This window comes from Streptomyces roseofulvus (assembly GCF_039534915.1).
Lineage (GTDB): Bacteria > Actinomycetota > Actinomycetes > Streptomycetales > Streptomycetaceae > Streptomyces > Streptomyces roseofulvus.
This window is the reverse complement of record NZ_BAAAWE010000001.1, coordinates 4085246-4106019: the sequence shown is the minus strand read 5'-3', so window position 1 is coordinate 4106019 and position 20774 is coordinate 4085246. Positions and strand designations below refer to the sequence as shown.

The 20774-nt window shown below is 71.8% G+C and carries 17 protein-coding genes and 2 tRNA genes; 13 read left to right on the top strand and 6 right to left on the bottom strand.

All coding sequences use genetic code 11. The annotated features are described in order from the left end of the window. Nucleotides 1–290: 290 nt before the first annotated feature. The 7 genes from gyrB (at nucleotide 291) to ABFY03_RS18830 (ending at nucleotide 9624) form a co-directional block, all read left to right on the top strand. Nucleotides 291–2321 (top strand): DNA topoisomerase (ATP-hydrolyzing) subunit B, encoded by a 2031-nt coding sequence (gene gyrB / locus ABFY03_RS18860; protein WP_319011528.1) that lies wholly within the window; start codon nucleotides 291–293, stop codon nucleotides 2319–2321. Nucleotides 2322–2362: 41 nt separating this feature from the next. Next, nucleotides 2363–4957, top strand: coding sequence for a DNA gyrase subunit A (gyrA, locus tag ABFY03_RS18855; RefSeq protein ID WP_319011527.1), 2595 nt, complete (start codon nucleotides 2363–2365; stop codon nucleotides 4955–4957). Nucleotides 4958–5062: 105 nt separating this feature from the next. Next, nucleotides 5063–5629 carry a DUF3566 domain-containing protein gene (locus ABFY03_RS18850; RefSeq protein WP_319011526.1) on the top strand — a complete coding sequence of 189 codons (567 nt, stop codon included), beginning with the start codon at nucleotides 5063–5065 and terminating at the stop codon, nucleotides 5627–5629. A gap of 123 nt (nucleotides 5630–5752) precedes the next feature. Beyond that, a tRNA-Ile gene (locus ABFY03_RS18845) sits at nucleotides 5753–5826 on the top strand. Between the two features lie 148 nt (nucleotides 5827–5974). Beyond that, on the top strand, nucleotides 5975–6109 hold the full coding sequence (locus ABFY03_RS18840) for a DLW-39 family protein (protein ID WP_208809277.1): 135 nt from the start codon (nucleotides 5975–5977) through the stop codon (nucleotides 6107–6109). A gap of 247 nt (nucleotides 6110–6356) precedes the next feature. After that, nucleotides 6357–8267: a vWA domain-containing protein gene (locus tag ABFY03_RS18835; RefSeq protein ID WP_346170422.1), complete on the top strand. Its 1911-nt coding sequence runs from the start codon at nucleotides 6357–6359 to the stop codon at nucleotides 8265–8267. 22 nt (nucleotides 8268–8289) lie between these two features. After that, nucleotides 8290–9624: a hypothetical protein gene (locus ABFY03_RS18830; protein ID WP_346170421.1), complete on the top strand. Its 1335-nt coding sequence runs from the start codon at nucleotides 8290–8292 to the stop codon at nucleotides 9622–9624. A gap of 4 nt (nucleotides 9625–9628) precedes the next feature. On the opposite strand, the gene ABFY03_RS18825 is transcribed toward ABFY03_RS18830, so the two are convergent. Both ABFY03_RS18825 and ABFY03_RS18820 read right to left on the bottom strand, forming a co-directional pair. After that, on the bottom strand, nucleotides 9629–10960 hold the full coding sequence (locus ABFY03_RS18825) for a serine/threonine-protein kinase (protein WP_346170420.1): 1332 nt from the start codon (nucleotides 10958–10960) through the stop codon (nucleotides 9629–9631). Nucleotides 10961–11009: 49 nt separating this feature from the next. After that, nucleotides 11010–11561 carry a helix-turn-helix domain-containing protein gene (locus ABFY03_RS18820; protein ID WP_319011522.1) on the bottom strand — a complete coding sequence of 184 codons (552 nt, stop codon included), beginning with the start codon at nucleotides 11559–11561 and terminating at the stop codon, nucleotides 11010–11012. A 128-nt stretch (nucleotides 11562–11689) separates the two neighbouring features. Here ABFY03_RS18820 and ABFY03_RS18815 point away from each other — a divergent pair. The 3 genes from ABFY03_RS18815 to ABFY03_RS18805 all read left to right on the top strand — a co-directional run bounded on the left by ABFY03_RS18815 (nucleotide 11690) and on the right by ABFY03_RS18805 (nucleotide 14282). Further along, a tRNA-Ala gene (locus tag ABFY03_RS18815) sits at nucleotides 11690–11762 on the top strand. Between the two features lie 286 nt (nucleotides 11763–12048). Next, the gene (locus ABFY03_RS18810; RefSeq protein ID WP_319011521.1) at nucleotides 12049–12786 is read left to right on the top strand and encodes an FHA domain-containing protein; all 738 of its coding nucleotides are present in this window, start codon (nucleotides 12049–12051) and stop codon (nucleotides 12784–12786) included. Continuing rightward, the gene (locus ABFY03_RS18805) at nucleotides 12783–14282 is read left to right on the top strand and encodes a protein kinase domain-containing protein (protein WP_346170419.1); all 1500 of its coding nucleotides are present in this window, start codon (nucleotides 12783–12785) and stop codon (nucleotides 14280–14282) included. The genes ABFY03_RS18810 and ABFY03_RS18805 overlap by 4 nt, the downstream gene beginning before the upstream one ends. A gap of 102 nt (nucleotides 14283–14384) precedes the next feature. Here the strand turns inward: ABFY03_RS18805 and ABFY03_RS18800 are convergent, their stop codons facing one another. From ABFY03_RS18800 to ABFY03_RS18790, 3 genes are all read right to left on the bottom strand, one after another. Further along, nucleotides 14385–15251 carry an esterase/lipase family protein gene (locus ABFY03_RS18800; RefSeq protein WP_319011519.1) on the bottom strand — a complete coding sequence of 289 codons (867 nt, stop codon included), beginning with the start codon at nucleotides 15249–15251 and terminating at the stop codon, nucleotides 14385–14387. A gap of 173 nt (nucleotides 15252–15424) precedes the next feature. Beyond that, nucleotides 15425–16324: an RNA polymerase sigma-70 factor gene (locus tag ABFY03_RS18795; RefSeq protein WP_319011518.1), complete on the bottom strand. Its 900-nt coding sequence runs from the start codon at nucleotides 16322–16324 to the stop codon at nucleotides 15425–15427. 38 nt (nucleotides 16325–16362) lie between these two features. Further along, entirely contained in the window at nucleotides 16363–17562 is a 1200-nt protein-coding gene (locus ABFY03_RS18790) for an NAD(P)/FAD-dependent oxidoreductase (RefSeq protein WP_346170418.1), read from the bottom strand. Between the two features lie 306 nt (nucleotides 17563–17868). On the opposite strand from ABFY03_RS18790, the gene ABFY03_RS18785 reads away from it, so the two are divergent. Next, the gene (locus ABFY03_RS18785) at nucleotides 17869–18234 is read left to right on the top strand and encodes a DUF6344 domain-containing protein (RefSeq protein WP_319011516.1); all 366 of its coding nucleotides are present in this window, start codon (nucleotides 17869–17871) and stop codon (nucleotides 18232–18234) included. A 130-nt stretch (nucleotides 18235–18364) separates the two neighbouring features. Here the strand turns inward: ABFY03_RS18785 and ABFY03_RS18780 are convergent, their stop codons facing one another. Continuing rightward, nucleotides 18365–19117: a DUF5324 family protein gene (locus ABFY03_RS18780; protein ID WP_319011515.1), complete on the bottom strand. Its 753-nt coding sequence runs from the start codon at nucleotides 19115–19117 to the stop codon at nucleotides 18365–18367. A 237-nt stretch (nucleotides 19118–19354) separates the two neighbouring features. Between ABFY03_RS18780 and ABFY03_RS18775 the strand changes: the two genes are divergently transcribed. Together ABFY03_RS18775 and ABFY03_RS18770 are read left to right on the top strand one after the other, a co-directional pair. After that, nucleotides 19355–19873 (top strand): peptidylprolyl isomerase, encoded by a 519-nt coding sequence (locus ABFY03_RS18775; RefSeq protein ID WP_319011752.1) that lies wholly within the window; start codon nucleotides 19355–19357, stop codon nucleotides 19871–19873. A 23-nt stretch (nucleotides 19874–19896) separates the two neighbouring features. Next, a complete protein-coding gene (locus tag ABFY03_RS18770; protein WP_319011514.1) occupies nucleotides 19897–20763 on the top strand; it encodes a rhomboid family intramembrane serine protease in 867 nt (288 codons plus the stop codon). Nucleotides 20764–20774: the final 11 nt, after the last annotated feature.

Sequence of the window (20774 nt, the reverse complement as noted above, 5' to 3'; positions counted from 1 at the left end):
ACTGTCCGCAACGGGCCGGAACGCATGTCCGTCACGGGGCGGAACGCATGACCACAGCCGGGTGCCACTACCCGTCACCACCCGAAGCGCTAGGTGGCCGTCAGGGGCCCCTGGAGCCCCTGTCCGGATATGGGGAGTCGTCTCGGGGGCGCCCAGGGCGGCACATGCGCTTTCAGGTACCCGCAAACCCCCATGACTGTCGGCGGTACCGGTAGACTGGAAGACAATCCCGCCACACTGCGGAACTGTCGAACGACGCAGCCGGCTCCTCTATGCCCGGAGCACGGCCTGTGCTGTGCCAGAAAGGGCGCTTCGTGGCCGATTCCGGCAACCCCAACGAGAACAACCAGTACACCGCCAGCAACATCCAGGTCCTCGAGGGCCTGGATGCGGTGCGCAAGCGCCCCGGTATGTACATCGGCTCGACCGGCGAGCGCGGCCTGCACCACATGGTCCAGGAGGTCGTCGACAACTCGGTCGACGAGGCCCTGGCCGGCCACGCGGACACCATCGACGTGACGATCCTCGCCGACGGCGGCGTGCGCGTCGTCGACAACGGTCGCGGCATCCCCGTCGGCATCGTCGAGTCCGAGGGCAAGCCGGCCGTGGAGGTCGTGCTGACCGTCCTCCACGCGGGCGGCAAGTTCGGCGGCGGCGGCTACGCGGTCTCCGGCGGTCTGCACGGCGTCGGCGTCTCCGTCGTGAACGCGCTGTCCACGAAGGTCTCCGTCGAGATCAAGACGGACGGCTACCGCTGGACGCAGGACTACAAGATGGGTGCCCCCACCGCGCCCCTCGCCCAGCACGAGGAGACCTCCGAGACCGGCACCTCGGTCACGTTCTGGTCCGACCCGGACATCTTCGAGACGGTCGAGTACTCCTTCGAGACGCTCTCCCGCCGCTTCCAGGAGATGGCCTTCCTCAACAAGGGCCTGACGATCACGCTCACCGACGAGCGCGAGTCCGCCAAGGCCACGGTCGGCGCCGACGACCCCGACGCCGAGGCGGCCGCCGAGCCGGCCGCGCGCACGGTGACGTACCACTACGAGGGCGGCATCGTCGACTTCGTGAAGTACCTCAACTCGCGCAAGGGCGAGCTGATCAACCCGACCGTCATCGACATCGAGGCCGAGGACAAGGAGCGCCTGCTCTCCGCCGAGATCGCGATGCAGTGGAACTCGTCGTACAGCGAGGGCGTGTACTCCTTCGCCAACACGATCCACACCCACGAGGGCGGTACCCACGAGGAGGGCTTCCGCGCCGCGCTGACGACGCTCGTCAACAAGTACGCGCGCGAGAAGAAGCTGCTCCGCGAGAAGGACGACAACCTCACGGGCGACGACATCCGCGAGGGTCTGACCGCGATCATCTCGATCAAGATCGGCGAGCCGCAGTTCGAGGGCCAGACCAAGACCAAGCTCGGCAACACCGAGGCGAAGACCTTCGTGCAGAAGGTCGTCCACGAGCACCTGACGGACTGGTTCGACCGGAACCCGAACGAGGCCGCGGACATCGTCCGCAAGGGCATCACCGCCGCCACCGCGCGCGTGGCCGCCCGCAAGGCCCGCGACCTCACCCGCCGCAAGGGCCTCCTCGAGTCGGCCTCCCTCCCGGGCAAGCTCTCCGACTGCCAGTCGAACGACCCCACCAAGTGCGAGATCTTCATCGTCGAGGGTGACTCCGCCGGCGGCTCCGCCAAGTCCGGCCGGAACCCGATGTACCAGGCCATCCTGCCGATCCGGGGCAAGATCCTGAACGTCGAGAAGGCCCGCGTCGACAAGATCCTCCAGAACACCGAGGTCCAGGCGCTGATCTCGGCCTTCGGCACCGGGGTCCACGAGGACTTCGACATCGAGAAGCTCCGCTATCACAAGATCATCCTGATGGCGGACGCCGACGTCGACGGCCAGCACATCAACACCCTGCTGCTCACCTTCCTCTTCCGCTTCATGCGGCCGCTGATCGAGCACGGGCACGTGTACCTCTCCCGCCCGCCGCTCTACAAGATCAAGTGGGGCCGGGACGACTTCGAGTACGCGTACTCGGACCGCGAGCGCGACGCGCTGGTCGAGCTGGGCAAGCAGAACGGCAAGCGGATCCGCGAGGACTCGATCCAGCGCTTCAAGGGTCTCGGCGAGATGAACGCCGAGGAGCTGCGCGTCACCACCATGGACGTCGAGCATCGCGTGCTCGGCCAGGTCACCCTGGACGACGCCGCCCAGGCCGACGACCTGTTCTCGGTGCTGATGGGCGAGGACGTCGAGGCACGGCGCTCCTTCATCCAGCGCAACGCCAAGGACGTTCGCTTCCTCGACATCTGAGTCGGTCTCAGCTGACCGTACGAAAGGACTGACGACCAGCAATGGCCGACGAGAACCCCCCCGTGACCACCGAAGAAGAAGAGCCGGTGCTGCGCATCGAGCCCGTCGGGCTCGAGACCGAGATGCAGCGCTCGTACCTCGACTACGCGATGTCCGTCATCGTGTCCCGCGCGCTGCCCGACGTCCGGGACGGCCTCAAGCCCGTCCACCGGCGCGTGCTGTACGCGATGTACGACGGCGGCTACCGGCCCGAGAAGGGCTTCTACAAGTGCGCCCGCGTCGTCGGCGACGTCATGGGCACGTACCACCCGCACGGCGACTCCTCCATCTACGACGCGCTGGTCCGCCTGGCCCAGCCGTGGTCGATGCGGATGCCGCTCGTCGACTCCAACGGCAACTTCGGCTCCCCGGGCAACGACCCGGCCGCCGCCATGCGCTACACCGAGTGCAAGATGGCGCCGCTGTCGATGGAGATGGTCCGCGACATCGACGAGGAGACCGTCGACTTCACGGACAACTACGACGGCCGCAACCAGGAGCCGACGGTCCTCCCGGCCCGTTTCCCGAACCTCCTGGTCAACGGCTCCGCCGGTATCGCGGTCGGCATGGCCACCAACATCCCGCCGCACAACCTCCGCGAGGTCGCCGAGGGCGCCCAGTGGTACCTGGCGAACCCCGAGGCCGGCCACGAGGAGCTCCTCGACGCGCTCATCGAGCGGATCAAGGGCCCCGACTTCCCGACCGGCGCGCTCGTCGTCGGCCGCAAGGGCATCGAGGAGGCGTACCGCACCGGCCGCGGCTCCATCACCATGCGCGCGGTCGTCGAGGTCGAGGAGATCCAGAACCGCCAGTGCCTGGTGGTCACCGAGCTGCCCTACCAGGTCAACCCGGACAACCTCGCGCAGAAGATCGCCGACCTGGTGAAGGACGGCAAGATCGGCGGCATCGCCGACGTCCGCGACGAGACCTCGTCCCGGACCGGCCAGCGCCTGGTCATCGTCCTCAAGCGGGACGCGGTCGCCAAGGTCGTCCTCAACAACCTGTACAAGCACACCGACCTCCAGACGAACTTCGGCGCCAACATGCTGGCGCTCGTCGACGGCGTGCCGCGCACCCTCTCCCTGGACGCGTTCATCCGCCACTGGGTGACGCACCAGATCGAGGTCATCGTGCGCCGGACGAAGTTCCGGCTGCGCAAGGCCGAGGAGCGCGCCCACATCCTGCGCGGCCTCCTCAAGGCGCTCGACGCGATCGACGAGGTCATCGCCCTCATCCGCCGCAGCGAGACGGTCGAGGTCGCCCGCGAGGGCCTGATGGGCCTCCTCCAGATCGACGAGATCCAGGCCAACGCGATTCTGGAGATGCAGCTCCGCCGGCTCGCCGCCCTGGAGCGCCAGAAGATCATCGCGGAGCACGACGAGCTGCAGGCGAAGATCAACGAGTACAACGCGATCCTCGCCTCGCCCGAGAAGCAGCGGGCCATCGTCAGCGAGGAGCTCGCCGCGATCGTCGACAAGTTCGGCGACGACCGCCGCTCCAAGCTGGTGCCCTTCGACGGCGACATGTCCATCGAGGACCTGATCGCCGAGGAGGACATCGTCGTCACGATCACGCGTGGCGGCTATGTGAAGCGGACGAAGACCGAGGACTACCGCTCGCAGAAGCGCGGCGGCAAGGGCGTGCGCGGGACGAAGCTGAAGCAGGACGACATCGTCGACCACTTCTTCGTCTCCACCACCCACCACTGGCTGCTCTTCTTCACCAACAAGGGCCGGGTCTACCGGGCCAAGGCGTACGAGCTGCCGGACGCCGGCCGGGACGCCCGCGGCCAGCACGTGGCCAACCTGCTGGCCTTCCAGCCGGACGAGCAGATCGCGCAGATCCTGGCGATCCGCGACTACGAGGCCGCGCCGTACCTGGTCCTCGCCACCCGCTCCGGCCTGGTGAAGAAGACCGCGCTGAAGGACTACGACTCGCCGCGCTCCGGCGGTGTCATCGCCATCAACCTGCGGGAGCGGGAGGACGGCAGCGACGACGAGCTGATCGGCGCCGAGCTGGCCTCCGCCGAGGACGACCTGCTGCTCATCTCGAAGAAGGCGCAGTCGATCCGCTTCACCGCCACGGACGACGCGCTGCGTCCGATGGGACGCGCCACTTCGGGTGTGAAGGGCATGAGTTTCCGCGAGGACGACGAACTGCTCTCGATGAATGTCGTCCGGCCCGGTACGTTCGTCTTCACCGCGACCGACGGCGGGTACGCGAAGCGCACCCCCGTCGACGAGTACCGCGTCCAGGGCCGCGGCGGCCTCGGTATCAAGGCCGCCAAGATCGTGGAGGACCGCGGCTCGCTCGTGGGCGCGCTGGTGGTCGAGGAGACCGACGAGATCCTCGCCATCACGCTGTCCGGCGGTGTGATTCGTACGCGAGTCAACGAAGTCAGGGAGACCGGCCGTGACACCATGGGCGTCCAGCTGATCAACCTGGGCAAGCGCGATGCCGTCGTCGGCATCGCACGGAACGCCGAGGCCGGCAGCGAGGACGAAGAGGTCGACGACGCCGAGGGTGCCCTGGAGGCATCCGAGGCCGAGGCATCGGTCGAGGGCACGGAGCCTGCGGCCGGGGATCACGAGGAGTAGAGCGTGAGTGGAGCCACGGGCGCCGGATCGGCGGCTGCCGGAGCTTCTGCAGGTGCTGGAGCGCACGGCGCCCGTGGCTCGGCCACGGACTCCCAGGGGGTTGCGGTGACGGACACTCGGGGGCAGCAGCCCCCCTATCAGGGCTACAACGGCGCCCTGCCCGGCGAGCGCCCGGCGGCGCCCCAGGCGGGCGCCTACCACCCGCCGCGGGCCTACGACGGCCCGCAGGGCGGCGGCCACACCCAGGGCGGCCAGTCCGGCGCGGTGCGGCGGCCCCGGACGGGCGCGCGGACGACCCCGCGCACCCGCAAGGCGCGGCTGCGGGTGGCGAAGGCCGATCCGTGGTCGGTGATGAAGGTGAGCTTCCTGCTCTCCATCGCGCTGGGCATCTGCACGGTCGTCGCGGCGGCCGTGCTGTGGATGGTCATGGACGCCATGGGCGTTTTCTCGACGGTCGGCGGGACGATCAGCGAGGCGACGGGCTCGAACGAGTCCAACGGCTTCGACCTGCAGTCGTTCCTGTCGCTGCCGCGCGTGCTGATGTTCACCTCGGTGATCGCGGTGATCGACGTGGTCCTGATGACCGCGCTGGCGACCCTCGGCGCGTTCATCTACAACCTGTCCGCCGGCTTCGTCGGCGGCGTCGAGCTGACGCTGGCCGAGGACGAGTAGCCCGCGAGGGGGCCGGCCCGCGCGCCCTTCGGAGCCTCCGGCTCCGGGCGATTTTGGGACTGGCCCCCACGTGCGCTAATGTTCAGGAGTCAGCGCGACGGGAAACACACCGAAAAGCGCGGCGGGGCTATAGCTCAGTTGGTTAGAGCGCATCCCTGATAAGGATGAGGCCACAGGTTCAAATCCTGTTAGCCCCACAGCAGAGATCGACCCGGACGGTTCCACCGTCCGGGTCGATCTCGTTGTGTGAGGTTTGGCGCTCGCACAGGTCACCGATCGGTATCGGTCGATGTGTAGAGTGGGCGTCAGGAAGACTCCTACGTCAACGAAAGACGAGGTCGCGCGGTGAAGAAGCTGCTCCTGGTCGCACTGGCCGCCATCGGCGGGCTCCTCGTGTACCGCCAGATCCAGGCGGATCGCGCCGAGCAGGACCTGTGGACGGAGGCGACCGACTCCGTGCCGTCCGGTTCCGGTGTCTGAGGCCCCACCCATCTGAAACCGAGAGATCCCGGTCGCGCGCCGCGCGGCCGGGATCTCGGCGTTTCCGCACCCGGGATCTCGCGTTTCCGCACGCGGCTCCCACCGGCTGTTCCCGGGTCGTGACAGAAAGTCCTTGAATTCGCTCAAGCGAATCATTAGCTTGCAGTGGCAAAGTTGAGTGCTCGCGAACAAACGTCGGGGGCGCTCGGACCGCGCGCACGCGCACGAGGACGACCGGGGGGACACCGTGACCACACGACGACGAAGGACCGTGGCGGGAGGCGCGCTGGCCGGCGCACTCGCGCTGCTGCTCGGACCGGCACCGCAGGCGGCAGCCGAGGAGGACCCCGGGGCCGCCCCCGGCGGCGCCCTGGTGATGGTCCTCGACTCCTCCGGCTCCATGGCCGACCCGGTGGGCGGTGCGGGGGCCGGCAGCCGTACGAGGATGGCGGCGGCCCGCGAGGCCATCGGCACCGTCGTGGACGGCCTCCCCGACGGGCACCCCACCGGACTGCGCGTCTACGGCGCCGACCGGACGAGCGGCTGCGACGACACCCGCCTCGCCGAGCCGGTCGCCCCGCTCGACCGGGCCGGGCTCAAGGCCGCCGTCGCCGCGCTCACCCCCAAGGGAGACACCCCCATCGGGCTCTCCCTCCGCAAGGCCGCCGAGGACCTCCCGAAGCCCGCCGGCGGCGCCCTCGCCACCCGGACGATCCTGCTGGTCTCCGACGGCGAGGACACCTGCGGCACCCCCGAGCCCTGCGAGGTCGCCGCCGACCTCGCCCGCCAGGGCGTCGGCCTGCGCATCGACACCGTCGGCTTCCAGGTCGCCGGCCGGGCCCGCGCGGAGCTGGAGTGCGTCGCCGAGGCCGGCAACGGCCACTACTACGACGCCCCGGACGCCGACGCGCTCGCCCGCCAGCTCCAGCGCGCCGCCCGGCTCTCCGCCGACGGCTACCGGCTGCGCGGCACACCCGCCCGGGGCACCCCCGGCCGCTCCGGCGCGCCGGACCTCGCCCCCGGGCAGTACCTCGACACCATCGGGCCCGGCGAGAAGCGCTACTACGCCTCCACCCTCGACGCCGACTCCACCGCCCACTTCGCGGCTACCGCCGTGCCGCAGCCGGGCGCCGCCGTCGACACCGTCGACAAGCTCACCACCAGCCTCGTCTGGCTCTCCTCCGTCGGCGACGAGGGCAGCTGCGAGACCCGCAGCGAGATCTTCCACCAGGACGAGGGCGCGGTCCCGCTCACCTCCTCCGTCGCCCGCGTTCCCACCCGGACCCGCTACTCCGCCTGCGACCGGCCCGGCCGCTTCTGGCTGACCGTCGAGCGCACCAGCAAGCCCGGCTCGGACGCCGCGCGCTGGCCGCTGGAGCTGTTCCTCGGCGTCGAGAAGCCGCTGCCCGCCGGGACCGTGCCGGCCCGGTCGGAGCCCGAGTACGGCGCCGGCGGCCCCCAGGCCGCCGTGCCCGCCGGAGAGCCGCGAGAGGTCCGCGGAGGCACCGGCTTCAACGACGCCACGGAACTCACCGCCGGAGCCTGGCGCGACCGCCTGCTGCCCGCCCAGACCCGCTGGTACAAGGTGGACGTCGGCTGGGGCCAGCAGCTGCGCTACGACGTCGAGTTCGGCGACGTGCCGGCCGCCACCGGCCGGACGGAACCGGTCCACTCCTCCGTCGCCACCGAGGTCTACACCCCCGCCCGGCGGCCGGTCGGCACCGGCACCGGCGTCTTCGACGCGCGGAAGGTCTACACGGGGCAGCCGACCGAGCTGCGCATGGGCACGGTCCCGGTCGCCTGGACCAACCGCTACGAGCCCGATCCGAACGTCACCGCCGTCCACCTCCCCGGCAGCCACTACATCGCCGTCACCCTGGGCGCCGACGCCGCCGAGATCCCCGGCGACCCGGAGATCGGCTTCGTCCTGCGGGTCGGCGTCCTGGGCCAGGAGAAGGCCGGACCCGAGCACCACGCGCGCGTGGCGGACCCCGAGGCCCCCGCCGGCGCGGGTGAATCCGCCCCCGGTGCGGACACCGGGGGCACGAGCGGGGCAGGATGGTCCGGCACGACGGCCCTGGCGGCCGGCGGCGGGGCGCTCCTCCTGCTCACGGCGGTCCTCCTCGGCGTCCGGCGGGCCCGGGGCAGGGCGCGGTGACGGACACGACGAGGAGAAGCGCGTGAGCACGCAGGCGGGGGCCACGGCAGGGGACGGGACCGGGCGCCGGGGGAGGAGCGCGGCCAGGACGCGGAAGGCCGCGGCGCTCCTCACGGCGGCCGCCGCGGTGGGCACGCTCACCGCCCTGCCCGCGGGGGCGGCCGAGGAGGCGCCCCTGCCCGCGTACGCCTTCGACCCCGCGGGACAGCGGATCCAGGGGGCCGCCTCCAGCGCCGACGCCGACGTGCTGGAGCCCGGCAAGACCTACCGGGACACCCTCAAGAAGGACGGCAAGGTCTATTACCGGCTCAACCTGGACACCACGAAGAACTCGTACGTCTCCGCCGTCGCCGTCCCCAAGCCGGGCGGCAAGGCGCAGTACGGCGACGGCTTCCGGATCGAGATCCAGGACGGCACCGGCACGCAGTGCGGCTACCAGGACGTCAACTTCGCCACCGGCGACCACGTCCGGCCGCTGGCCGGCTACGCCCGCCGGATCGTCCACCCGGACGAGACCGGGTGCCAGGACGCCGGCACGTACTACGTGGTCGTCGAGCGCGAGTCGGACGCCACCTCCAGCCCGGACGACTGGGAGCTGGAGCTCCAGCACGTCACCGAGCCGCTGCTGCGGAAGAACGGCCCGGACAAGCTGCCCGAGTCCTGGCCCTCCGGGACGCCCGCGCCGCCCGTCGGCAAGCCCGAGGTCCGGGAGGGCGGGGCCGGCTTCCACACCGCCGTCTCCCTGAAGGAGGGCGAGTGGCGGGCGGACATCCGGCCGGGCCAGACGCTCTTCTGGCGGGTGCCGGTCGACTGGGGCCAGCAGCTGTTCGCCACCGCCGAGCTCGGCAGCAGCAACGCGGGCGACGACCTGGTGAGCAACGCGCTCGCGCTCGGCCTCGACAACCCGGCGCGCGGCTTCGTCGACCTCCAGACCGTCAGCTACACCGGCAAGCCGGCCACCGCGGCCCTCCCCCCGCAGCGGCCGGTCGCCCACGCCAACCGCACCTCGTCCGAGAGCGCCACGAGCTCCCTGCAGGTCGCCGGCTGGTACTACCTCACCGCCACCCTCAGCCCCGAGATGGCCGAGGAGTACGGCGACACGCCCCTGCCGCTGATCCTGCGGGTCACCATCCGGGGCGAGAAGAAGCCCGCGCCCGACTACGACGGGGACCCGGGCATCTTCCAGGTGACCGGCGCGGACCGGGACGCGGCGGCGAGCGGCGCGAGCGGCGCCGCCGCGGCCGACGGGAACACCCTCATGGTGGCCCTCGCCGCCGGCGGCATCGGCCTCGGCACCGTCCTGCTCGTCGGCCTGGGCGCCTGGACCCTGGTGGCCCGCAGGGCGGCCGGTTCCTAGGCGCTCAGACCTGGGTCAGCGCCCAGAGACCGACCGCCAGCGACACCAGCGCGAGCAGCAGCACCGGGACCGCCACCTTCGGGGGCGGTCCCGGACGTCGTCCGGGCGCCTCCTGCCGCCGATCGGGAACCTGAACGGGCTGAGCGGTGTATGGATACGTAGGGACGTGTTGCTGCGGCTGGGTCGGCGGCACGGCGGGATCGAAGGGGGGGACGGGATGGGCGACCGGCGGGGGCAGGTGGAAGCTGCCCGTCTCGGAGGGCCCGGGCACCGGCTGCCGGTACGGGTTCTGCGGCTGCTCCCCGTACGGCTCCTGGTACGCCTGTGGGACCGGCGCGGTGGCGGCGACGGGCGCGGTGTGGGGGACGGGAGCGGTGTGGGGGGCGGGCGCGGTGTGGGCCGGCGCGGGGTGCGGGGCCGGTGGCGTCGGCGGGGCGGCGTCCTGGACCGGGCGGGCGACCGGGCCGTCCGGGCCGAAACCGGCCGGCAGCGGGCCGAGCTGGTCGAAGATCTCGACCGGCTCCTCGCCGCCCTCCGGCTCGGGCAGCATCTCCGCGGCCGCGTTCAGCGCCTTCCGCGCGCCCGTGGCCGTCCGGAAGCGGGCCTGCGGATCGGGCTGCAGCAGCCCGGCCAGGACCTGCCACAGCGGCTCGGGGACGGTCGCGGGCGCCGGTGGGGTGCCGTGCGTCAGGAAGTGCTCCACGAGGGCCTGCGAGTCCGGCCGGGTGCCGTGCAGCAGATAGAGCGCGACCAGCCCGACCGCGTACAGGTCCGCCGTGAAGTCCGGCTCGGCGCCGAGGAGTTGCTCGGGCGCGAAGTAACCGGGCGTGCCCACGACGAAGTTGGTCTCGGTGAGCCGGGGTTCGCCCTTGCGCATCGAGATGCCGAAGTCCGACAGCCGCAGGTGCGGACGGCCCGTACCGGTGGCCTCCATCAGGATGTTGGCCGGCTTGATGTCCCGGTGCACGACCCCCTCCGCGTGCACCGTCGCGAGACCCGACAGCAGCTGGTCGAGCAGGGTGCAGACATAGCGCGGCGGCAGCGGCCCGTAGTCGCCGATGACGTGGGCGAGCGAGCCGCCGGCGACCAGGTCCATCGTGAACAGGACCTGGTCGTCGTCGGCGGCCCAGCTGGCCGGGGCCAGCACATGCGGATGGTCGATCCGCAGCGCCTGCTCGCGGACGAAGCGGAGCAGCGTGTGCGCGTCGCTCTGCTGGAGCACCTTGGCCGCCACATAGCGGCGCCGCCGGTGGTCCCAGGCGCGCCAGACCGCGCCGGCCCCGCCCCGCCCGATCGGATCGATCAGCTCGTACCTGCCGGCGAAGACCTCACCCATCGCGCTGCGCCCGCTCCCCGTCCGTCGTCAGTCGTCCGTCGTGCCCGTGTCAGTTCTGGTGCGACTCGTAGTGGGCGACCGCGTCGGCGGTGCGCCCGGCGCCGTACACCCGGAGGAACTCTGCCAGCTCCGGGTGGTGCGGGGCGAGGGAGTCGGCGGCGTCGATGATGTCGCCGGCGGCGGCCACGGAGCGCAACAGCGATTGGATCTCGCGGACCACGCGGCGCACGGTCGGGGCGCCGGATCCGTTGCTGGTCTGCCCGCTGGTGCCGGTCAGGACGGATCCGCCCTGGGACTTCTTGATCTCGTCCATGCGGTCGGTGGCCTCGGCGGCGCTGACGCTGCCGTCGGCGACCTGCACGGCGAGCTCCTGGAGCGCCTGGACGCGCTGGACCACGGCCGGGTTGCCGATCTTGGCGCGCTGGCCGCTCATGAGCTGGGACAGCATGGGCGCGGAGAGCCCGAGCACCCCGGCCAGCCTGGCCTGGTTGAGCCCGAGATCGTCGATCAGCCGACGGAAGAGCGCCCCCAGCGGCTCCCCGTACCAACTGCGCTGAAGCTCTCTGGCTCTTGCCGTGGCTTCCTGCTGCGCTGCGTCCATCACTTCTCCCCATCCCTGCGGTTCGCCACTGCGAACCTCGGTCAGCATCTTACGGAGCGTGGTCGTTCATCGGGAGACCCCACCTTTTGCCCGGGACAGGGGGAGAACCGGTACGCTGTCCTCGTTCCGGGGCCTTAGCTCAGTTGGTAGAGCGCTGTCTTTGCATGGCAGATGTCAGGGGTTCGACTCCCCTAGGCTCCACCGGACGAGAGGCCCTCCGACCTGTGGAAACCTGGTCAGGGGGCTTTTCGGCATCCAGGGGCGGGGAGCCGGGCCGTACCGACGGTGAGATCTCCTGCGCGGTGCGTCAGGGCACGGACGGAGCCCCGGGGGGCGCTCGGTCCGGCCCCGACCCTTTCTGTGGCGGCCCGGGAGACGGCCCACGGAAACCCGTTCCGGGTCTCCCGCACGGGCCGCGGTAAAGGTTCGTTCGCCCCGATGCCGACGCCGTACGCTGGTCCACCCTGACGGGGGGAGGCAGACCAGCATGCACACCATCATCATCGTGCCGCCGATGTCCGAGGGGCCGAACGAGCACCTCAAGATCGCTCCCGGTGAGCGGATCGTCTTCGGCCGGCAGGCGCCGCCGGACAACCTGGTCCTCGCGCACGAGGGGGTCTCCCGGTTCGCCGGCGAGATCGCCGCGCAGGGCGTCTTCTGGACCCTCAGCAACCACAGCGTCGAGCAGACCTACGTCGTGGAGAACCCGGAGGGAGCCGGGGAACACGTGAAGGTCGCCCCCGGGCGCCTCGACGCGCCCGTCCCGTTCGAGTTCTCCCGGGTGGTCCTGCCGGCCGCGGGCGATCTGCTCAGCTTCGACGTGTGGGCTCCGCGGCACGCGTACGGCGGCTGGCGGGGCGCGCCGGGAGCCGCGGTCACCGCTCCCGCCTTCAGCCTCGACCGGAGCACCCGCTACTTCGCCGTGCTGGCCGCCCTGTGCGAGCCCCGGCTGCGCGTCGCACCGCACGCGCCGCTGCCGACGATCGACCAGGTGGTGGAGCGGCTGCGGCCGACCTGGCCCGCGGCCGGCCGGTCGTCCGTCGCGTGGAACATCGACTACCTCGCCGTCAAGCTCCGCCTGCGGCCCGGCCCCGACGCCGTGCCGGAAGGGCGGCGCGCCCACGGCAAGAAGGAGTCGCTCGTCTCCCTCGCCCTGCGCTTCGACCTGGTGCGGGAGGAGGATCTGCGCGTCCTCGCGCACGACCGGGGGAAGGCCGGGCGATGACCGGACCGGAGCCCGTGGTCGACGTGCCGGAGGGATACCGCGTCGGCGTCTGGGAGGTGCGCGAGCCGCTCGCGTCCGGCGCCTTCGCCACCGTCTACGCCGCCCGCAGAGCGCACGGCCACCGGGCCCGGGACGGGGCCGTCGCACTGCCGGAACGCGCCGCGCTGAAGTTTCTCCCCACCGGAACGCGTACGCCCCGCCAGTTGCGGTACCTGGAGGAACTCGCCCGGCAGGAGATCGAGTTACTCAGCCGATTACGCTCGCCGCGGCTCATCCGCCTCTACGAGGTGCTGACCGTCGACGACCACCGGCGACCGGAACTCGACGGTGTCACCGTCCTCGTCCTGGAACAGGCCGCGTCGTCGCTCGAAGACCTCCTGGCCCGCTCCCCCGCGCCCCCGGAGGCGCAGGCCCTCCTCACACAGGTCTGCGAGGGCCTCCACCAGCTCCACGAAGCCGGCTGGGTCCACGGCGACCTCAAGGCCGCCAACATCCTTCTCATGGAGGACGGTTCGGCCCGGCTGGCCGACTTCAACACGGCCGCCGAGATGCAGGGCACGCACGCGTACACCCACGCCTTCGTCACCCCCGACTACACGGCCCCCGAACTGCTCTGGCCGGAGGTCGACGAACGCGGCACCCGCATCCGCCCCACGGCCGACACCTGGGCGTTCGGCGTCCTCGCCCACCTCGTCCTGACCGGCACCCACCCCCTGCCCGGCACCACCCCCCAGGCCCGCTCCGAAGCGGCGATCCGCTATGCCCGCGGCACCGAGGAACTACGGCTCTCCCCGGAACTCCCGGACGACTGGCGGGACATCATCGCCGACTGTCTGGGGCGCACCCACGAGGAGCGCGTCGCCCACGACAGCCGTGCGCTCCTGCGCCGTGTCGAACAGGCCTCCGGGGGCGGCGCGGCCCGACGGCCGCGGCGCCGGGCCCGCTTCGCGCGCCGCCACCCCGTCCTGACGGCGCTCGCCGCCGCGGTGCTCGTGTCGACCGTGGGCCTGGCGGGCGCGGTGTACGCGTACGTCTCCGACGACGACGGCGCCCCGGTCTACCGGGCCCTGGACCCCGCGTCGGCGTTCCCCACCGGGCCGGACGGCGCGGTGGTCTACGGCTACCACCGCTGCCCGAGCGACTCCGTCTGCTTCTTCAGCGAGCACAACGGCAACGGAGAGATGTGCAGCTGGAAGGACGCCGACAGCGACTGGCTCTCCGGCGAGAGCACCTGTGCGTGGGCCCGCGACCACCCCGTCCGCTCGGCCTTCAACAACATCGCCGACGCCCGCGAACTCCACGACGTCGAGTTCTTCCGGGGCCCGGACTTCAGCCCCACCGGAAAGGACCGGCGCCGCATGGCCCAGCGCACCGGCTGCAACGCCGTCAACAGCATGGGCAACCTGGCCGGCACCTACGCGCCCCGCTCCCACCGGCTCGTCGACAGCTGCTCGTCCAGGACCGTGCTGTGGACGATCCTGTCGGTCCTCTCGTGAACCACCCGCCCCGCGTCGCGGCACCGCCGGCGTCGCCGGGACGGGTGCCGTCCCGGCGACGCCGGCGGGAAAGGGCCCGGGTGACTCAGCCCCGCCGCGCGACTACCACTTGGAGTGCCAGTACAGGGCCGCGCGGGTCATGTCCAGCGGGGCGTCGCCCTTGCGCCAGCCCGTCGCCGCCTTGGGCAGGTTCCGCCACTTCACTGTCAGCGTCTTGTTGCGCGTGGTCCGCAGTCCGGAGTGGTCCTTGGCCCCCGGGAGGTTCTTGTAGCGGACCCAGTGCTTCACGCCGCCGGCGGTCGCGGTGTCCTCGCCGACCGCCTCGTCGGCGTCGCTCGCGATGGCCGTCCAGTCCGTGCCCTGCGCCGACTGCGGGTTCTTCTGCAGCTGCTTGAAGAAGCTGGACTTCTTCCGCATCTCCGCGCAGGGGATGTACCAGCAGTGGGACGAGTTCGTGCCCTCGTGCGGCGTCCCCAGCGTCACGACGTCCTCGACGAAGAGCTTGCTCGGGTAGCCCCTCTTCTTCTTGGCGACACCCGACAGCGCCTCCCGGATGACCAGGCCGCCCATGGAGTGGCCGACGAGGTCGACCGACCTGCCCTTGGAGGTGTACTCCTCGTAGATCTTGCCGGCGAGCGCCTTGCCGAGCTTCTCGATGCTGTCGTTGGCGCCCGCCTTGGCGATGCGGAGGTCGCAGTTCTTGTCCTTCTTGTAGAACGCGACGCTGCGCACCTTGCCCTTCCAGTAGTGCTCCTTGAACTCCTTCTTGAGCTCCTTCCAGCCGCTCTTGCAGTCGAAGGACGCCTCGCCGATCCAGTCGATGCCGTGGACCAGGAGCACGTCCTCGGTCTTGCTGTCGTGCCGCTTCGGCGTCTTCGCGGCCTCCGCCGGCGCCACCGTGCCCAGCACGACGGCGGCCAGCGTCAGCCCCGTCACCAGCAGTCCCGTCTCCCGCTGTCGTACCCGCATGCGTCTACCCCCGATGTCCCGATGACCGGGGCCGGTCCTCTGTGCCGGCCCACTGGAACGCTATGCAGCGGCGGTCGCCGGCGGAGCCTGCAACTAGTCAGGTTGCGGGCGGGAGTCGGAGGACGGGGCTCCTCACCGTGGCCCGTGAGGGAAGGTGAGGAACGGGGCGGGTGTCAGCGGAGGGTGAGGGACGTCTCGGCCAGGACGTGGGTGAGCTTCTCGGGGTTGCGGACGTAGTACAGGCCCTTGATCAGGCCGGACTCGACGCTCAGCGCCATGACGCCGTCCAGCTCGCCGTCGACGAGGACGGCGAGGGCCGGGGCGCCGTTGACGACGGTCGGCTCGGTGGTGATCGTCACGTCGGCCTTGAGGGAGCCGCCGAGGTAGAAGCGGGTCACCTTGTCGGCGCCGACGACCGGGCGGAGCGCGGCCCGCTTGATGCCGCCGCCGTCGCTGACGAGGACGACGTCGGGGGCGAGCAGGTCCAGGAAGTCCTGCGGGTCGCGGGTCTCCAGTGCGCGCCGGAAGGAGTCCACGGCCGCCCGTGCCTCCCGCGCGGAGACCGTGGTGCGGGGCCGGCGGGCGTCGACGTGCTTGCGGGCGCGGTGGGCGATCTGGCGGACGGCGGCCGGGGCCTTGTCGACGGCCGCCGCGATCTCGTCGTACCCCACGTCGAACACCTCGCGGAGCACGAAGACGGCCCGCTCGGTCGGCGTCAGGGTCTCCAGGACCAGCATCATCGCCATCGACACGGACTCGGTGAGCTCGACGTCCTCGGCCACGTCCGGCGTCGTGAGCAGCGGTTCCGGCAGCCACTGGCCCACGTACGCCTCCCGGCGGCGCTGCACCGTGCGGAGCCGGTTGAGCGCCTGCCGGGTGGTGATGCGGACGAGGTACGCCCGCTGGTCGCGGACCTGCTCCAGGTCGACGCCGGTCCAGCGGAGCCAGGTCTCCTGGAGGACGTCCTCGGCGTCGGCGGCCGAGCCGAGCATCTCGTAGGCCACCGTGAAGAGCAGGTTCCGGTGGGCGACGAAGGTCTCGGTCGCCGGGTCCGTGCCGTGCGTGCTGGTCATGCCGCGGTTCTCCCCGTCGTCGTGTGCGGTCCCGCCGGTCAGGCCACCTGCTCCGGGGCGTCCGCGGTGCGGACCGCGCGCTCCCGCAGCCGCTGCGGCCGGTGCTTGCCGTCCTTGGGCCAGGAGTGCGCACCGGGCTTGTGGGCCTCTTCCGTCAGGTGCTTGACGCTGAGCGTGCAGGCGATCTCCTTGAGCTTCGCCCCCGCACGCCCGCTCACGTAGATTGCCATCGCCCGGTCGTCCTTGTGTGCGATCTGGAAGATCGCGGAGCGACGCCCGAAGCTGAGGCACATCGCGTTGAACGCCATGTCCACGGGCGCGGGCCGGGCGCCCGCGATCCGGGCCAGCACGGTGTCGGCGGCGTGCGCGCCGAGGCAGCCGGCGACGTAGGCGCTCATCCGGAACGGGAGGTCCGAGGGGGCCGAGGAGTCCCCGGCCGCGACGATCCGCTCGTCGTCGACGCTGGTGAGGGTCTCGTCGGTGAGCAGCCGCCCGGTGGCGTCGGTGGTCAGCCCGCTGCGCGCGGCCAGGCCGGGGACGCCGAAGCCGGCGGTCCAGACGGCGAGTCCGCCGGTCACCGTGCGCCCGTCGGCGAGCCGGACGGTGTCCGCGGTCACCTCGGTGACCCTGGTGCCGGGGCCGTCGAGCACGGTGACGCCGAGGGCGGCGAACCGCCGGGCGGCCGAGCGCCGGGCCCGGGGGTGCAGATAGGGGCCGAGGACCCCGCCGCAGGCCAGCGTCACCGGGCGGCCGCCCTCGGCGAGTTCGGCGGCGGTCTCGATGCCGACCGGGCCGCCGCCGACGACGGTGACCGGGACGCCGGCGGGCAGGGCCGCGACGGCGGTCCGCAGCCGCTCGGCCGCCTCCAGTTCGGCGACCTGGTGGGCGTGCTCGGCGACGCCGGGGACCGCGGGCCGGGCGACCGTGCTGCCGACCGCGTAGATCAGGTGGTCGTAGCGGACGGTGGTGCCCGACTCCAGGGTGACCACGCGCGCGGGGGCGTCGATCCGGGCCACCGTGTCGACGACGAGCCGGACGCGCTCGGCCAGGACCTCCTCGTACCGGACGACCGCCGGGTGGCTGCCGCCGACCAGCTGGTGGAGGCGGAGCCGGGGGACGAACGACGGACGGGGGTTGATCACCGTCACGGTGACGTCGTCGCGCTGGGTGAGTCGGTTGGCCGCCATGACACCGGCGTACCCGCCGCCGATCACGACCACTTCGGTGTTGCCGCCCATGATGTCTCCTCCGTCGGCCCTGTCTTCAGGGGGTCGACCTCAAGACACCGCGGGGTCGTCGCCTGTGACACGGGTGTGACGTGGATCACCCGGGAGGGGTGGAAGGGGGCCTTTGGTCCGGACGGGTGGTGTTCATCGGAAGAACTGCGCGGGGGCGGCGTCGCTCCGCCGAAACCGGAGCTCGGTACAGATCATGAGGAAGGTATGAAAAGCGCGCAACCCGAAATGAACCATCCGGGAAGCGCGCATATCGCCCTCGTCTCCGGACGAACCGAGAGCACACCGCGCACACGAAAGTGAGGGGCCATGGCCACCGCCAAGGTCAAGCAGTTCTGGACCGCCTTCATCTCCGTCCTCTTCGCCCTGCTCGCCTCCGTCGGCCTGGCGGCCCCCGCCGCCGCCCAGGGCCAGGCCCCGGTGACCCAGCCCGAGGAGCCGGCCGCCCCCGCCGCCCCGGCCACCGCCGCGGAGCGCACCGCGCCCGTCGTGACACAGCGGCAGGCGGAGCCGTGGGCGCCCGTCCGGCAGGGCTCGCTGCCGCCCACCATCAAGCAGCGGATCGGCGCCGAGGCGCACGGCTCCTCGCCCTCGGTCCGGCAGCTGCGCCCCGCCGCGCCGCTCGCGAGCGACCCGGCCGCGCTGACCGAGCTGGCGCTCGCGACGGCCGCCTAGGGTGCGGGGAGAGGACTCCTCCCTCCCGGCACCCCGGACCGCGCGGAGCAGACGGACCGCCCGGAACGGACGGACCGCCCGCCACGGTCAGAACAGACGGAACAGAGGGAACAGACGGAACGGCTCCAGGTCAGCGGCGCTCGTCGGGCTCCGTGGACTCGGTCTCCGACTCCGCCTCGATCCCGGACACGGTCCCGGTCTCGACGTCCACGTCGCTCCCGGACTCCGTGACCACGCTCGTACCGGCCTCGGCCTCCGCGCCCGTGTAGACCTCCGACGCGGACGGCATGCCCGAGCCCTCGTCCACCTCCGTGGGAGCCGGCGGCTCGACCAGCCAGTCGGGGTTGGCCTGCTTGTCCCACCACTTCCAGGCGCAGAACGCGCCGCCGACCAGCACGCCGAGCACGGCGAGCCCCTTGACCAGACGCCCGGCCCTGGCCCGGCGCTCATGCTTCCTCACGATCTTCCGGATCTCGTCCGGCGTCACCTGACCGCGCAGCGCGGCCCAGGCGGCAGTGGAACGCGACCCGGCCTCCTCCAGCACGGGACCGGTCGCGGCGACCGCGTGCTCGACACGCGGGACGGTGTAGTCGGTCACCTGATGGGCGACCGAGCGGGTCCGGGCCGCAGCGCGCTGCGCGGCTTCGTCGACCCGCGGCGGCACGTGCGGCGCCACATGCGCCGCGTACTGCAGACGGGCCTGCGCGCGTGCCTGTCGAGCGGCACTCGACACCTTGGGTGCGAGCCGCGCCCGCGCCTCGTGCGCATAGTGCGAGGCCTGGTCCTTGGCCGCGCCGGCGTACGGCGCCACCACGTCCGCGGCGTGCAGGACGCTTTCCTTCGCCGAATCCGTAGCAGAGCGCACGCTGTCCATGCGAGTCACGGGTTCCTCCTCCTCGGTGGCGAGCGATGTCGGTTTTTCGCCTTTCCATCCTTTTCGGCATCATGCCTGCCGGAGCGTGGTCCGGCATGCGGGGCGGGCATCCGGGGCATCCGGGGCATGCGAGGCATGCGGGCGGGCCGGCCCGGGCATGCGAGGATCGACTTGCCAGAGCCGTCGGAGCGTGAGGCGATCCGTTCCGCGGCGTGACGCACGATCAGGGAGGGGCGGACCGTGGCGATGCCGTACGCGATCCTCAAGACCAGCGCGGGCGACATCGAGGTGCGCCTGTTGCCGTTCCACGCGCCGAAGACGGTGCGGAACTTCGTCGAGCTCGCCTCGGGCGCGCGCGAGTGGACCCACCCCGGCACCGGCCGGGTCTCCTCCGACCCCCTCTACGACGGCACGGTCTTCCACCGCGTCATCGGCGACTTCATGATCCAGGGCGGCGATCCGCTGGGCACCGGCACGGGCGGCCCGGGATACGAGTTCGCGGACGAGTTCCACCCCGAGCTGTGGTTCGACCGGCCGTACCTGCTGGCGATGGCCAACGCGGGGCCGGGCACGAACGGCTCGCAGTTCTTCATCACGGTGGGCCCGGCGACCTGGCTGAACCGCAAGCACACCATCTTCGGCGAGGTCGTCGACCAGAAGAGCCGGGCCGTCGTGGACGCCATCGCAGCGGTCCCCACCGACCCGCAGACCCAGCGGCCGCTGCAGGACGTGGTGGTCGAGTCCGTGGTGATCGAGCAGCGCTGACCGGGAAGGACGGGACCCCGCCGATGGACGCGCAGGCCGGACTCCAGCCCTGCTACCGGCACCCGGGCACCGAGACGGGCATCCGCTGCACCCGCTGCGAGAAGCCCATCTGTCCCCAGTGCATGATCCCGGCCTCGGTCGGCTTCCAGTGCCCCGACTGCGTCCGCGGCGGCTCGGGCACCGGGCACGCGGCCGACGCGAACCGGCCGAGGACGCTGGCCGGCGGCCGGGTCAGGACGGACGACCGGCTCGTCACCAAGATCCTCATCGGGATCTGCCTGGCCGTCTACCTGCCGGTGCTGGTCCTCGGCGACCGGTTCGTGGACGAGCTCGTGCTGATCGGGTACGCGTACAACCCGCTGCTCGGCGAGGTCGTGGGCGTCGCGGACGGCGAGTGGTACCGGCTCCTCACCGCCACGGTGCTGCACCAGGAGCCGTGGCACATCCTGTTCAACCTGCTGGGCCTGTGGGTGATCGGCGGGATCGTCGAGCCCGAGCTGGGCCGGTCCCGGTACGCGCTGCTGTGTCTGATCTCCGGCCTGGCGGGCTCGGTCCTCGCCTACGCGGTCGCGGCGCCGAACCAGCCCTCGCTGGGGGCCTCGGGCATCGTCTACGGCCTCATCGGGGCGTGGGTGGTGCTGGCCCGCCGACGCCGCCACGACATGCGGCCGGTGGCCCTCTTCGTGGCCCTGTCCCTGGTGATGACATTCACCCGTCCGGGGATCTCCTGGGAGGCGCACGTGGGGGGACTGGTGGCCGGCCTCGTGCTGACGTACGTCCTCGTGCAGGCGCCCCGGGCCCGCCGGGAGCTGATCCAGTACGGCGCCTGTGGACTGCTGCTGCTGATCGAGGCGGGCGTGGTGATGGCCCGCACGATGGCGCTCACCTGAGCGCGGGAGGC

Bases quoted from the DNA above. Each gene is read 5' to 3' on its own strand.
- gyrA (WP_319011527.1), top strand. From the start codon at position 2,363: ATGGCCGACGAGAACCCCCCCGTGACCACCGAAGAAGAAGAGCCGGTG.
- ABFY03_RS18825 (WP_346170420.1), bottom strand. From the start codon at position 10,960: ATGGGTGAGGTCTTCGCCGGCAGGTACGAGCTGATCGATCCGATCGGG.
- ABFY03_RS18820 (WP_319011522.1), bottom strand. From the start codon at position 11,561: ATGGACGCAGCGCAGCAGGAAGCCACGGCAAGAGCCAGAGAGCTTCAG.
- ABFY03_RS18810 (WP_319011521.1), top strand. From the start codon at position 12,049: ATGCACACCATCATCATCGTGCCGCCGATGTCCGAGGGGCCGAACGAG.
- ABFY03_RS18805 (WP_346170419.1), top strand. From the start codon at position 12,783: ATGACCGGACCGGAGCCCGTGGTCGACGTGCCGGAGGGATACCGCGTC.
- ABFY03_RS18800 (WP_319011519.1), bottom strand. From the start codon at position 15,251: ATGCGGGTACGACAGCGGGAGACGGGACTGCTGGTGACGGGGCTGACG.
- ABFY03_RS18795 (WP_319011518.1), bottom strand. From the start codon at position 16,324: ATGACCAGCACGCACGGCACGGACCCGGCGACCGAGACCTTCGTCGCC.
- ABFY03_RS18790 (WP_346170418.1), bottom strand. From the start codon at position 17,562: ATGGGCGGCAACACCGAAGTGGTCGTGATCGGCGGCGGGTACGCCGGT.
- ABFY03_RS18785 (WP_319011516.1), top strand. From the start codon at position 17,869: ATGGCCACCGCCAAGGTCAAGCAGTTCTGGACCGCCTTCATCTCCGTC.
- ABFY03_RS18775 (WP_319011752.1), top strand. From the start codon at position 19,355: ATGCCGTACGCGATCCTCAAGACCAGCGCGGGCGACATCGAGGTGCGC.
- ABFY03_RS18770 (WP_319011514.1), top strand. From the start codon at position 19,897: ATGGACGCGCAGGCCGGACTCCAGCCCTGCTACCGGCACCCGGGCACC.